The sequence below is a fragment of the Neobacillus sp. PS3-34 genome, assembly GCF_030915465.1.
Lineage (GTDB): Bacteria > Bacillota > Bacilli > Bacillales > Cytobacillaceae > Neobacillus_A.
The window spans coordinates 4198272-4210468 of sequence record NZ_CP133267.1 but is presented as its reverse complement, the minus strand read 5'-3'; the positions used below and the strand labels follow the sequence as shown (position 1 = coordinate 4210468).

Below are 12197 nucleotides of genomic sequence, written 5' to 3'. Positions count from 1 at the left end.
GAATCGGAGGTGTATTCGGACTGGTTTGATCAAATCAATAGCATTCGAGTCCGAATCGGAGGTGTATTCGGACAGGTTTGATCAAATCAATAGCATTCAAGTCCGAATCTGAGGTGTATTCGGACTGGTTTACTCAAATCAATGGCATTCGAGTCCGAATCTGAGGTGTATTCGGACTGGTTTACTCATATCAATGGCATTCGAGTCCGAATCGGAGATGTATTCGGACTGGTTTGATCAAATCAATAGCATTCGAGTCCGAATCGGAGGTGTATTCGGACAGGTTTGATCAAATCAATGGCATTCGAGTCCGAATCGGAGGTGTATTCGGACAGGTTTGATCAAATCAATAGCATTCGAGTCCGAATCGGAGGATTTCTGTACAATCTCTAATATTAGAATTTGTTCGGCAAACAACAATCTCTGCGAAAAAGCCTTTGTTTAATAATTATTTCCCTGCATTTCTTCAATTATTTCCGGGGCAAGCGCAAAGTGCGACAAAAGGCGATTTTCTAACCTCTGCATTTCTTCATTTTTTGACAAAAATACTCTTAAAACAGCAAAATTATTATCGTAATGAGAAGAAAAATAGGTATTATCCGGCTGAGGGAGTTCTGAAATATTTTAGACAATCCTTCTCTTCCCTTTGATGGATTCCAAGCTGAATTAGTATTTCTTCAGCAAAATTCAAATAATTTGATCCTGTCGCTGTTATCACACCCTGGTCAACAACTAAAAGTTCTTTTTGTTTATTTTCCCAATTCATCACATTCAAATATTCTGAATCCTGGCGATCAAGTGATGTTGCAAACTGAACGTTATCTAATATTCCCGCAGCACCAAGTAGGGCGGGACCTGCGCATATTGCCGCAAGCAATTTATTTTGATTAAAAAATGCCTGAAGCAAAGAAAGTAACCTTTCATCATTCATTAGAGGTGCAGGTATTCCTCCAGGGATAATTAATATTTCATATTCCTCTGGATTAATCTCATCAACTATAAAATGTGGAGTGTATTTCATTCCGCCCGTAGAGATGACAGTGTTGTCTATCTTCTTAACAGAAAAAGTTTCAACTTTGTATTGAGGTGAGTTAAGGCAGGTCAACAGAATGCTTATTTCAAACTCGGCAAATGAATCATAAATCAATACTAACGCTTTTTTCAATGTATTCACCCTTAAAGTTTATTAAATCCTTTACAAGCATATGGCACGCACTTATTATTAGTCAATATTTTCTTTCTTTTCACATATTTCCCACAAAAAAAAGAAACCAAAAAAATTTCGGCTTCTAGTGTATATCCTTTTTCTTAAATCTCCCACCGCGGACTTCAGCAATATCAGCAACTGCTAAAAAAGCGGTTGGGTCGTGGTCGGTTACAATATCTTTTAATTTTGCCTCTTCAAGACGGTTAATAACACAAAAAATGACTTTTTTATCTTCACCGGAATAGGCACCCTCTCCGTTCATATATGTCACACCCCTGCCTAGACGGTTTAAAATGGCATCTCCAATTTCCTGGGCATTGTCGCTAATAATCCATACTGATTTGGATTCATCGAGACCTGTTATCGTGATATCAATTGTCTTAAATGCGACAAAATACGCAATCAACGAGTACATTGCCCGATCCCAAGTAAATACAAAACCAGCGGTTCCAAGGATAAATAAATTAAAGAACATGATAATTTCGCCTACTGAAAAAGGGAGTTTCTTATTAAAAAGAATAGCGAGTATTTCAGTCCCATCAAGAGAGCCTCCGTAGCGGATGACAATCCCTACCCCAATTCCGAGCACAATTCCCCCAAAAACGGATGCGAGCAAAATATCCTGTGTGAAAGCAGGTACCGGGTGGAGCAAAACAGTTGCGAGGGATAAAACGATGATTCCATAAAGTGTGGAAAGAGCAAATGTTTTTCCTATCTGCTTATAGCCTATAAAAAAGAATGGCATATTTAATATGAAAATAAAAAACCCAAGTTTCCAGCCAGTTATGTATGAAAGCATGATTGAAATGCCGGTTATCCCGCCATCAATAACATTATTAGGAACCAGAAATATTTCAAGTCCAATTCCCATCAGACATGCTCCCAGAGTAATTAATAAAATACGCTGAAAAATTTTCGATAGAGGCATTTTACGATGTTGAATTTGAACAGATCCTGTTTTTAAAGCTTGGTTTTCTTTCATTTCTCCCAAAAAAACACCCTCCCTTAGTCTTCTCTTTTTAGTATATACATAGAATCTGAGATATTTCATGTTTTTGAACCGAAATACTCAAAAGCCTCATGATATATAAATGCCTCCTATTCAGAAAATAGGAGGCATTCGATTATTCATTCTTTAATTTGGCTCTCTTAATGAAAAATGCTAATATAAGGGCAACAAAAGCGATTCCAGTTGCCACAATAAAGGAATCATTTAACCCTTCAACAGTAGCCTGTTTCATCGTTTGGCCATAAAGTGAAAAAGTAGCTAGTTGATTTCCTGCAGCTACAGGAATATGCGCTAAACCTGCTATTCCATGTCCAATTTCATTAAGCTTACTGGATAAAAATGGATTAGTGCTAGTGACAGCATTCATATATTCTCCTGCATGGACATCTCTTCTTGTTGACATTACAGTGACAAGAAAAGCTGTTCCAATGCTTCCTGCCACCTGTCTTGCTGTGTTGGAGGCAGCGGTCCCATGAGCTGCTAAATGACGTGGCAGCTGATTCAAACCTTCTGTCATGACTGTCATCATCAAGAATGACATACCGAACATACGTAACACATAAAGTACAAGGATATGGCTATAAGTAGTTGTCATACTTAAATGGCTGAACTGCCAGGTTGTGATTACCGTAATCGTTAATCCCACTACCGCAAGCCATCTGGCTCCTATTTTATCAAAAATTGCTCCCGCAATCGGTGACATAATACCCATTATGATCGCGCCCGGGAGGAGCATGAGACCAGATTCAAAAGCAGTAAAGCCCCTGATATTTTGCAGATAGATTGGCAGCAAAATCATGGCTCCAAACATGGCAATATTGATAATCATACTAATGATCGTTGTTAAGGCAAAAATATCATATTTGAATACACGTAACTCAAGCATTGGTTTATCAGTGGTTAATTCTCTCCATGTAAAGGCGATTAATGACAGGATTCCAATGATTAGAGATATAATAACCGTTGAACTTGTCCAGCCATCATTCCCTGCCTCACTAAAACCGTAAAGAAGAAATCCAAAACCTAATGTCGAAAATAACACTCCTGGGAAATCGAATTTAGGATTTGTTATTTCTGTTACATCCCTCATCCATAAATAAGTTATGACAAGGTCAATTATCCCAATTGGAATAACTACATCAAAAAGCAGTCTCCAAGAATAATGTTCGACAATCCAACCGGAAAGTGTCGGTCCGATTGCAGGTGCAAACAACATGACAATCCCCATGATTCCCATTGCGGTTCCCCGCTTTTCTGGAGGGAAAATCGTAAAGAAAACTGTCATCATAAGCGGCATAATAATACCTGCGCCAGAAGCCTGAACAACACGTCCCGTCATGAGTACTCCAAAGTTGGTTGCAAATGAACAAATAACGGAGCCGACTGTAAATAGTAAAACAGACGTAAAAAACAATTTTCGTGTACCAAATTTCTCAATCAAATAGGCAGTTACCGGGATAAAAATACCATTTACGAGCATATATCCAGTTGACAGCCATTGAACTGTATTGGCTGAAATGTTTAAATCAGTCATTATATGAGGAATAGCCACATTCAATAATGTTTGATTTAAAATAGCGACAAACGCTCCAAGCAAAAGCGCTGCCAGGATTTTACCATTACCACCATTTTTATCGTTTTCCTTGCTTTTACCTCTTCTTGACTGTTTGGTCTCTTCTTTTCTTTTATCTTTTATATTAATCTTGGCTTCTACAAACTCCAATGCTGGCTCGGGAATTGCCGAACTCTCCAACATGTCGTTTACATCGTTATTTAATTTGTTATCGCTTAAAGAGGAATCTTCATCCAAGTACGGTTGTCTGCGTTTCTCTCTTTCTATACGGCGTTTCCTCTTTACAACTGTATAATTCAGAAATATTATCAGCGCCAGGCTGATAAAAACGTAAACCGCGATATAAATTGACATTTTATCACCTACTTATGAATTCGCACTGTCACGTTCATACCGGGTACCAATTGCAGCCCTCTATAATCATCTATGGCTACTCTTACCGGAATTACCTGTGTAACTTTAGTATAGTTTCCAGTACTATTGCTGCTTGGAAGTAAAGAGAAGGTTCCTGAAGTTGCCAAGCCTATTTTCTCTACCTTACCTTTTAAGCTATTGTTCGGAAAAGCATCAACATAAACATCCACATCCTGGCCAACTTCTACCTCATCGATTGTGGTTTCTTCAATATTTGCTGTTACCCATAAATTGTCTAGGTCATACATCAGAGCTAATGGTGCCCCTGCTCCAACAAAAGAATCCTTTACAGCATTACTTTGAACGACTGTACCATTTTCAGGAACGGTTATGTTAATTCCTGAAGGTCCAGCAGTTCCTGCACCTGCGGATACTACCGTACCAATCTGAGCATCCTTCCTAAATTTGTCTCCAACTTTTCCATTCCAATCAGTCAGCTTGCCATTAGCTGGTGCGGCAATCGTTATCTGCTGACCAGAGATCTGTGCATTATCAGTTGTAATATAATTAACTGATTTGTTGTAATAAGCGTAGCCAGCTAAACCTCCGCCAACAAGAATAATCAAAAGAACTATATTGAAAAAAATCAATCTTTTAGCATTCATTTTTTGCTAATCCTCCTCTATGGATATCTTTGACAACACGAGCTCGTGCAGCCTTATTAGGTTTTTCTTTTCTTCTTCCGGTAAATCAATTACATCCCTCATCTTTTTAATAAGAAGTGATTCGGAAGAGAAAAGTTTTTCTAAAATATCATTCCCTTTTTGAGTTAAATGTATTGAAATAACTCTTCTGTTTTCAGGTGGGACGGTACGTTCAACAAATCCATTTTGAACGAGCCTGTCTATCACTCCGCTTACCGTGCTGTTCGTCAACCTAAGTTTTTCTGCCAAATCGCCAAGACCGATATCTGGGGTTGCTGAAAGCTTATAAAGGGCTTTTAACTGCACAACTGTAATTCCCAAGCTATCGGCATCTTTTTTCACAAGCTTGTAGATTGCTCTGTGAATTTCAGCAAACGATTCTAATATTTCATTATTTAAAGCGTTCATGCTCTCCTCCTTTTCTTCATATCTCTAAAGATTCCAACCGAAACATTTCGTATACGAATTGTAATAGTACAAGATTGAATTATAAACACTGTACAATTAGTATGTCAAATATTTAATCTCCAAATAAAAGTTCTTTGTATTTGTGGTAATATTCATTTTCCCCTGTAAAAAACCAAGGCAGCGAGAGCTGATGCCCTGCTGCCTTGGTTTTTTAAATTTATTGAATAATTAATATATCTGGGACATTAACTTATGGACATAAATAAAACAAATAACCAAAACCCTTATGTAAGATTTTGGTCATTTGTTGCCAGGAGCAGGGTGGTCAACGCCTTTAACATGGTGATTATGGCCGTTATCCTCAGATGTATAAAAATCATAATAATGGACATGCATCCCATTCCCAACAGGAATAGCTGGACCAGAATATGCTTTGTAATGATGCGTATGCCCGTTTTCAAATAACACATATCCCTCTGTATAATGGATATGTCCCCCATCCTGTGTCGGTATCGGCGGGGATGTAATATCAAGGCATTGATGCACATGGCCGGCACTTACAGAGGTGTAATCAACCGAACCATGATTATGGTTCGGTACAAACCCATTAATGAATTCATCTTTCCCCGGCATAACTATCCGAATCACCCCATTTTAAATTTATGGTTCAATATATGTTCTTGCTTTCGGAGATAACACTAATTTCCATCGCCATCTTCAAAAACAACATACATAAGTTAAAAAATAATCGCCAAACTACTTTTGTAAGGAAATATCATATGGAGGAGATTACACATGACAGTTGGAACTCAAGTTAAGCAGGCAATTGCCGGACTAAAGAGTGCGCAAGCAAGCTTTGAAGGCTTTGCACTGGCAACAGACAATCAAAATGCGAAGCAATTGTATCAGGATGCAGCACAACAAACACAAACAGTCATTGATAGCATACAGCCTCGCCTTCAGGAAATTGAACAGGAAGAACCTCAATACAAACAATAATGATAAGCGGGTTGGCGCTTTGCCAGCCCTTTTACTGCAGGAAAGGAAGATAAATGATGACGGTTGTAGCCAACGTTCAGCAATGTTTTACAAGTTTAAAAGGAATTGAAAACCAACTTTCCATCATGGCCCTTAATTCAAACGATGAAGATGCCCGAAGAGTTTTTCACAAATCAATGCTAACTATTAGCGATATTAAGAAAGACCTTCAGGACAGGATATTGGTTTTACAGCGGGAAGAACCTCAATATCAAAGTAAATGAGGTGAATATAAATGCCAGAATGGATACATATAATCATTCGATCTATTCTTTTTTTGATGGTATTATTTTTGACAACCAAGATGCTTGGAAAAAAACAAATTTCAGAGCTATCATTTTTCGAGTATGTTTCGGGAATTACAATCGGGAGCATAGCCGGAGAGGTTATAACTGGCCTTGAAAGCAGCATGATAAATGGGGCACTTGCTATCGTGATGTTTGGTGGCCTTACATTCCTTGTTGACATTTTTTCTTTAAAAAGTAAATCCTTTCGAGACATTGTAGAGGGTAGAGGCACGGTAATAATCAAAGATGGAAAGGTCCTTGAAGAGAATTTAAAAAAAGAAAAGTATACCATTGATGAGCTATCTGCATTACTCCGCCAAAGGGATATTTTTAAAATAGCCGACGTTGAATTCGCTGTTTTGGAACCAAGAGGAACCCTCAGCGCATTGTTAAAAAAAGAAAACCAGCCTCTAACACCGAAAGATTTAAATATGAAGATGGCAACTGAAAAGGAACCGCAAACGGTGATTATGGACGGAAGCATATTAGACGAAGCTTTACGATCGTCTGGAAAAAGCAGAGGCTGGCTCCAGACTGAACTTGAAAAACTAAATGTAACTCTGGATAATGTGTTTATTGGGCAAGTTGATTCCTACGGGGAATTGACAGTAGATATTTATGATGACAAAATTCAGGTTCCTTCACCTCAACAACGACCTCTTTTACTGGCCTCATTAAAAAAATGCCAGGCAGATCTCGAATCATTTTCGCTTGAAACAAATAATCTTAGTGCAAAAGAAATGTATCAAATCAATGCTAAACGCCTTGAAGAAACAATTAAAAAACTTACTCCATATCTAAACGGATAAAAATAGTAAAAAGGAACCTTTCCAAAACAAGAAAAGGTTCCTTTTTGGTTTTATTTAAAAGGCAAATACTCAGGAATAGGGACATTAATAATGGACAATGGGACTTCAAGCCTTCTTCCTATTTGCAAATCGTAAGGAGTAACCAATCCATTTGCACGTTGCAAATTTTCTACACTGATTCCAAACTGTGCTGCGATCGAATCAATTCGTGCGATTTCACCAACCACATGTGATTCCCTCATTTTTTCAATTCTGCAAGAAGACTGCTTAAAGGTAGGCTGTTTTGATAATGGATCAGTAAAATCAGCAGTCAATTCATTAGCAGCCTCTTTTTTCTCCCAGCTTCCAAAATGGAATGGTACAAAAATAAGCCCTTTTTGAACCGCTTCACCTATCCGTACCGGGACCTCAATTTCTCCTCTTGGAGACTTAATCCTCACTACTTCACCTTCTATTAAATGAAGCGCTTCTGCGTCCTCTATATTAATTTCAGCATAGGCATTTGGTGCAGCCGTTTGCAGATAAGGAGAACGAGCAGTTTTTGTCCTTGTATGCCAATGCCATACAAGCCTTCCTGTTGTCACCCACATTGGATAATCATGATTCGGCTCTTCCGCGGGCGGCATGTAGCGGGTAGGATGCAGTATAGCCTTTCCTTGTGGGTCCATTGCTTCATATTCCTCTTTTGTTAACGGCCTGCCTGTAAACTGGTCCTTTGTATAAGATTGGGTGTAGCTGGATTCAGTTGCAAATTTCCCTTCAGAATACAATCGAACTGTTCCCTCCGGATTCTGTTCATTTACCGGCCAGCGCAAACCGTTATATCTTTCTAATTTCTCGTATGTGATCCCCGTCATATCACATGGCCTTCCCCTTGAAACTTCCTTCCATTCCTCGAAACACTCCTCGGGGGTCCGATATTGAATTAATGGCTTTCCATCCTTGTCCGTGAATCCCATTCGTTTTGAAAAATCCAGTAATATTTCAAAGTCGGATTTTACACCTTCAGGGGGTTCAACTGCCTTTCGAAGCATATTAATTGTCCGGTCGGCATTTTCCATAGTCCCTTCTTTTTCCCCCAGAGAGCAGCTGGAAGGACGACATCTGCTACCACAGCTGTTTCAGTTAAAAAGGGATCTTGGACAACCACGAAGGTTTTGTCAAACGCCTTTTTCGCCCTTTGCCGATTCGGAAGCGAAACCATCGGATTCGTGCCAATATTCCAGAAAAATTCAATCTCTCCATTTTCCATCATATCTATTTGTTCTTCAATTCCCTTTTCAGGGCCGACTGGCAAGTCCATTTCCTTGACGTTCCAAAGTACCGCCATTTCTTTTATATGGTCGGGATTATTTGAATTACGGTTAGCAGGATAAGTGCCAACACCGCCTGCTGTTCGGTTTGCAGATGAACTGGGCTGTCCGGCCATGTGGAGTGGGCCGCTGCCAGGCTTTCCAATTAATCCTCTTACTAAATGAAGGTTATTGATAGCCACACAAGCCGTAGTTGCATCCGCACTTTGATAAATGCCCTGCAGTGTTGTCGTAACAAGTGATGAAGTTTGCCCCAGCTTCTCAGCGGCTTCTTTAAGGGTACCAACAGGTATACCTGTGATTTCGCTTGTATACTCTAGTGTCCATGAATTGACTGACTCGCTCATTTTTTCTAAACCAATCGTATGATTTTGGATAAAGTTTTTATCAATATTTCCATCTTCCAATATCATCCTGACCAATCCGTTCAATAAGGCAACATTGGTTCCAGGATATAGCTGAAGATGTAAATCTGCTTTTTTAGCTGTTAATGTTTTCCTTGGATCTACGACAATGATATAAGGTTTACCCGTTCTTTTTTTTCTTTCCATAATTCTTTCAAAAAGCACCGTGCCTGTCTCTGCCGGATTGTGGCCAAACATAAAAAGAGTTTCAGTTAAGTCAATATCATCAAACGATGCAGGGACTCCATCGGAACCAAACGATTGAAGCAGGCAAAATTCAGTCGTAGCAGTACAAAGCCTCGTATTTGCATCCAATAAATGTGTCCTTAGTCCTGCTCGTCCTATTTTTGCAATTGTATAATAATCCTCCAGGAAACCCTGGCCCGTTGAATATATAGCAATTCCATTCCCGCCTTTTCTTTTTAACGTATCATTAGCTTTTAATGTAATCAATTCCATCGCAGCTTCCCATGTTGAAGGAACCAGTTCTCCGAATGAATTCCTTATTAATGGAGTTAATAACCGGTCAGGACTGTTATTTGCCTGCCATTGATTTTCTCCCTTGGGTCCTAGCCTCCCCCTATTAATGGGGTGCTTTGCATTGCCTTTTATACCTACAATCGATCCATCTTTAACAGCAATATGACATCCGCAGCCCACAGAACAAATATTGCAGGTGCTATATACCCATTTATCCACCTCACCTTGACTGTAGACATTCATATCTGTCCGTTCATTTTCCCATACCATAGAATCTCACCCCTGTAATGGTTTTGGAAGATAAAAGGCAGGTACAACATACTTTACTTTTTCTTCCCCAAAAATATCTTCCAACTCTTTTGCAGCACTTTTAAGGTTTTTCTTTACTCTTTGAAAAAAGACATCGAGCTCATTTAACGAAGGACCTGCCGATTCATCCTGCCACTTTACAGCTCTACTCCAAGCCCTAAAGGTCGAATCAGCGATTGAGTCATCGTGGTAAATGATTGAAACATACTTTTTGAAGTCTTTTAATTCCCCACGGCTCTGCTCCTTTAAATGTGGCAGCAATAATTCACACATTTGCAATTGCTCCAGCAAAACAGTTCGAAATAATACCGCTAATGAATTTTCCGCATCTCCGGTTTTGTTCAGGATGGTTTCCGTATCTTCTTTAACAGAAAAGAATAAATTATGTAATGCTTCCAAGCTTTTTACACCTCCATTAATTGGTTGTCTCATTTAAAATGTAGCCTATTTTCAAAGGCTTAAACTTCGGCTTACCAATTCTCATTTAATTCTAATGAATTAGTTTGCAATTAAAAAAGAACCTGGTTAATAAAGAAAAAAAGACTTTCCTCACGTGGAAAGTCTTTTTTAGCTTATTAAATTATCTAGCTGCTTTTCCTTTAATGAAATTAAAAATAAATACAACTATTGCTGCTACTAAGAGGAAATGAATTAATCCTCCAGCGATATGAAAAACAAGTCCTAAAACCCACAATACAAGCAGTATCGCCGCTATTGTCCAAAGCATAAATAACACCCTTCCTTATTGTAATTACATTTAATCTACCCAATAAAGCATAAGAAAAAACCACTCCCCCTTATCAAGCAGTCTGTCATTACATGAAATGGAATAATCGTTACAACTTTTTGTCTATTAAATCTTGTTCACATTTCCTTCACTACTTTTGTGACGTACCTCACAATTTTTTACTTCACATCGTTTTAATATAAACCTTGTAAACAACACATTAGCTAATCTGAAATAAAAATACAGGAGGAAATTAACATGGCACGAATAACTTACTGGAATCCAGAAGATCCAAAATTCTGGAATGAGGAAGGAAAAAAACACGCAAGACGAAATCTATGGATATCTGTTCCATCATTAATGCTTGCTTTTATTGTTTGGCAAATTTGGTCAGTAGTAGCAGTAAGGTTAAATGATATCGGTTTTCACTACACAGAAGAGCAATTGTTCACATTAGCCGCCATACCGGGTCTCGTTGGAGCTACCCTTCGCTTTATCTATACCTTCGCTGTTGGATCAATGGGCGGTAAAAACTGGACAGTCATTTCAACTGGCTTGCTTGCTATCCCTGCTATCGGTATAGGCTTTGCTGTTCAGAATCCCGACACTCCCTTTACCATAATGCTTTTACTTGCTGCACTATGCGGACTTGGAGGAGGAAGCTTTTCATCATCTTCAGCCAATATCAGCTTCTTCTTTCCTAAAAAGGAAAAGGGAACTGCACTCGGCATAAACGGTGGTTTAGGCAATATGGGTGTATCCGTAGTTCAATTTGTCACACCGTTAATTATTACTTCAGGAACTTTCGCACTCGTTGGTGATAAACAAGTTTTGGCAAGCGGACAGCATGTTTGGCTGCAAAATGCTGCATTTATTTGGGTAATACCTATCGTAATTATGACCTTGCTGGCTTTATTTAAAATGGATAACCTTCCTAATGCAAAGCAATCTGTTACAGATCAATTTGTCATAGTGAAAAGGAAACATACATGGATTATGACAGTGCTTTATGTAGCAACTTTCGGTTCTTTCATTGGTTACTCTGCAGCTTTCCCATTATTATTAAAATCTCAATTTCCAGAACATCTTTCCCTTGCATTCCTTGGCGCATTAGTAGCAGCGGCTGCAAGGCCAGTAGGAGGTTGGATTTCAGATAAGTTAGGCGGATCAAGAGTTACTGCTTATGTTCTAGTAGTTATGGGTATTGGTGCAACGGGTGTAATTTACTTCTTAAATGATAAACATTTTGCTGGATTCCTGATTTCCTTTCTTATCTTATTCCTTGCTTCAGGAATAGGCTCTGGGTCTACATTTCAAATGATTCCTAACATATTTATCCCTAAAGAAGCGGCACCTGTCATTGGATTCGCAGCAGCTTTTGCAGCCTACGGTTCATTCTTCATCCCTAAATTATTTGGATGGTCAGTTAAAACAACTGGAACTCCTGTTACAGCATTTTACTTCTTTATCGGTTTCTATGTTATTGCTCTCGGATTAAACTGGTATTTCTATCAAAGAAAAGAATCTGCTTCAGTCAGAGAAATGGCAAAACAGGTCGGGTAATCCGGCTGTTTT

14 protein-coding genes are annotated in these 12197 nt (G+C 38.8%); 4 read left to right on the top strand and 10 right to left on the bottom strand.

The genetic code is table 11. From position 1 onward, the window contains the following. Window positions 1-595: 595 nt before the first annotated feature. The 6 genes from RCG23_RS22070 to RCG23_RS22045 all read right to left on the bottom strand — a co-directional run bounded on the left by RCG23_RS22070 (window position 596) and on the right by RCG23_RS22045 (window position 5888). Window positions 596-1165, bottom strand: coding sequence for a DJ-1/PfpI family protein (locus RCG23_RS22070; protein ID WP_308177406.1), 570 nt, complete (start codon window positions 1163-1165; stop codon window positions 596-598). A 124-nt stretch (window positions 1166-1289) separates the two neighbouring features. Next, window positions 1290-2135 carry a YitT family protein gene (locus RCG23_RS22065; RefSeq protein ID WP_308180139.1) on the bottom strand — a complete coding sequence of 282 codons (846 nt, stop codon included), beginning with the start codon at window positions 2133-2135 and terminating at the stop codon, window positions 1290-1292. A 196-nt stretch (window positions 2136-2331) separates the two neighbouring features. Further along, window positions 2332-4143 carry a DHA2 family efflux MFS transporter permease subunit gene (locus tag RCG23_RS22060; protein ID WP_308177405.1) on the bottom strand — a complete coding sequence of 604 codons (1812 nt, stop codon included), beginning with the start codon at window positions 4141-4143 and terminating at the stop codon, window positions 2332-2334. 8 nt (window positions 4144-4151) lie between these two features. After that, a complete protein-coding gene (locus tag RCG23_RS22055) occupies window positions 4152-4808 on the bottom strand; it encodes an HlyD family secretion protein (protein ID WP_308177404.1) in 657 nt (218 codons plus the stop codon). 6 nt (window positions 4809-4814) lie between these two features. Next, window positions 4815-5255 (bottom strand): MarR family winged helix-turn-helix transcriptional regulator, encoded by a 441-nt coding sequence (locus RCG23_RS22050; RefSeq protein ID WP_308177403.1) that lies wholly within the window; start codon window positions 5253-5255, stop codon window positions 4815-4817. 300 nt (window positions 5256-5555) lie between these two features. After that, on the bottom strand, window positions 5556-5888 hold the full coding sequence (locus RCG23_RS22045) for a YmaF family protein (RefSeq protein ID WP_374049777.1): 333 nt from the start codon (window positions 5886-5888) through the stop codon (window positions 5556-5558). Between the two features lie 162 nt (window positions 5889-6050). Here RCG23_RS22045 and RCG23_RS22040 point away from each other — a divergent pair, with 162 nt between their 5' ends. The 3 genes from RCG23_RS22040 to RCG23_RS22030 are packed head-to-tail and all read left to right on the top strand — an operon-like array spanning window position 6051 to window position 7389. Further along, complete coding sequence (locus RCG23_RS22040; protein WP_308177402.1) at window positions 6051-6254, top strand: DUF1657 domain-containing protein; 204 nt, start codon at window positions 6051-6053, stop codon at window positions 6252-6254. Between the two features lie 56 nt (window positions 6255-6310). Continuing rightward, complete coding sequence (locus tag RCG23_RS22035; RefSeq protein WP_308180137.1) at window positions 6311-6517, top strand: DUF1657 domain-containing protein; 207 nt, start codon at window positions 6311-6313, stop codon at window positions 6515-6517. Window positions 6518-6528: 11 nt separating this feature from the next. Next, on the top strand, window positions 6529-7389 hold the full coding sequence (locus RCG23_RS22030; RefSeq protein WP_308177401.1) for a DUF421 domain-containing protein: 861 nt from the start codon (window positions 6529-6531) through the stop codon (window positions 7387-7389). A gap of 50 nt (window positions 7390-7439) precedes the next feature. Here RCG23_RS22030 and RCG23_RS22025 read toward each other — a convergent pair whose 3' ends face one another. From RCG23_RS22025 to RCG23_RS22010, 4 genes are all read right to left on the bottom strand, one after another. Further along, the gene (locus RCG23_RS22025; RefSeq protein ID WP_308177400.1) at window positions 7440-8450 is read right to left on the bottom strand and encodes a molybdopterin dinucleotide binding domain-containing protein; all 1011 of its coding nucleotides are present in this window, start codon (window positions 8448-8450) and stop codon (window positions 7440-7442) included. After that, window positions 8387-9856 (bottom strand): molybdopterin-dependent oxidoreductase, encoded by a 1470-nt coding sequence (locus tag RCG23_RS22020; RefSeq protein ID WP_308177399.1) that lies wholly within the window; start codon window positions 9854-9856, stop codon window positions 8387-8389. Before RCG23_RS22020 ends, RCG23_RS22025 begins: the two co-directional genes overlap by 64 nt. Before the next feature lie 6 nt (window positions 9857-9862). Then, entirely contained in the window at window positions 9863-10294 is a 432-nt protein-coding gene (locus RCG23_RS22015) for a hypothetical protein (protein WP_308177398.1), read from the bottom strand. A 181-nt stretch (window positions 10295-10475) separates the two neighbouring features. Next, window positions 10476-10622 carry a lmo0937 family membrane protein gene (locus RCG23_RS22010; RefSeq protein ID WP_308177397.1) on the bottom strand — a complete coding sequence of 49 codons (147 nt, stop codon included), beginning with the start codon at window positions 10620-10622 and terminating at the stop codon, window positions 10476-10478. A 258-nt stretch (window positions 10623-10880) separates the two neighbouring features. On the opposite strand from RCG23_RS22010, the gene RCG23_RS22005 reads away from it, so the two are divergent. After that, a complete protein-coding gene (locus tag RCG23_RS22005) occupies window positions 10881-12185 on the top strand; it encodes a NarK family nitrate/nitrite MFS transporter (protein ID WP_308177396.1) in 1305 nt (434 codons plus the stop codon). The last annotated feature ends 12 nt before the right edge of the window (window positions 12186-12197 follow it).

Bases quoted from the DNA above. Each gene is read 5' to 3' on its own strand.
- RCG23_RS22065 (WP_308180139.1), bottom strand. From the start codon at position 2,135: ATGCCTCTATCGAAAATTTTTCAGCGTATTTTATTAATTACTCTGGGA.
- RCG23_RS22060 (WP_308177405.1), bottom strand. From the start codon at position 4,143: ATGTCAATTTATATCGCGGTTTACGTTTTTATCAGCCTGGCGCTGATA.
- RCG23_RS22055 (WP_308177404.1), bottom strand. From the start codon at position 4,808: ATGAATGCTAAAAGATTGATTTTTTTCAATATAGTTCTTTTGATTATT.
- RCG23_RS22050 (WP_308177403.1), bottom strand. From the start codon at position 5,255: ATGAACGCTTTAAATAATGAAATATTAGAATCGTTTGCTGAAATTCAC.
- RCG23_RS22045 (WP_374049777.1), bottom strand. From the start codon at position 5,888: ATGCCGGGGAAAGATGAATTCATTAATGGGTTTGTACCGAACCATAAT.
- RCG23_RS22040 (WP_308177402.1), top strand. From the start codon at position 6,051: ATGACAGTTGGAACTCAAGTTAAGCAGGCAATTGCCGGACTAAAGAGT.
- RCG23_RS22035 (WP_308180137.1), top strand. From the start codon at position 6,311: ATGACGGTTGTAGCCAACGTTCAGCAATGTTTTACAAGTTTAAAAGGA.
- RCG23_RS22030 (WP_308177401.1), top strand. From the start codon at position 6,529: ATGCCAGAATGGATACATATAATCATTCGATCTATTCTTTTTTTGATG.
- RCG23_RS22025 (WP_308177400.1), bottom strand. From the start codon at position 8,450: ATGGAAAATGCCGACCGGACAATTAATATGCTTCGAAAGGCAGTTGAA.
- RCG23_RS22020 (WP_308177399.1), bottom strand. From the start codon at position 9,856: ATGGTATGGGAAAATGAACGGACAGATATGAATGTCTACAGTCAAGGT.
- RCG23_RS22010 (WP_308177397.1), bottom strand. From the start codon at position 10,622: ATGCTTTGGACAATAGCGGCGATACTGCTTGTATTGTGGGTTTTAGGA.
- RCG23_RS22005 (WP_308177396.1), top strand. From the start codon at position 10,881: ATGGCACGAATAACTTACTGGAATCCAGAAGATCCAAAATTCTGGAAT.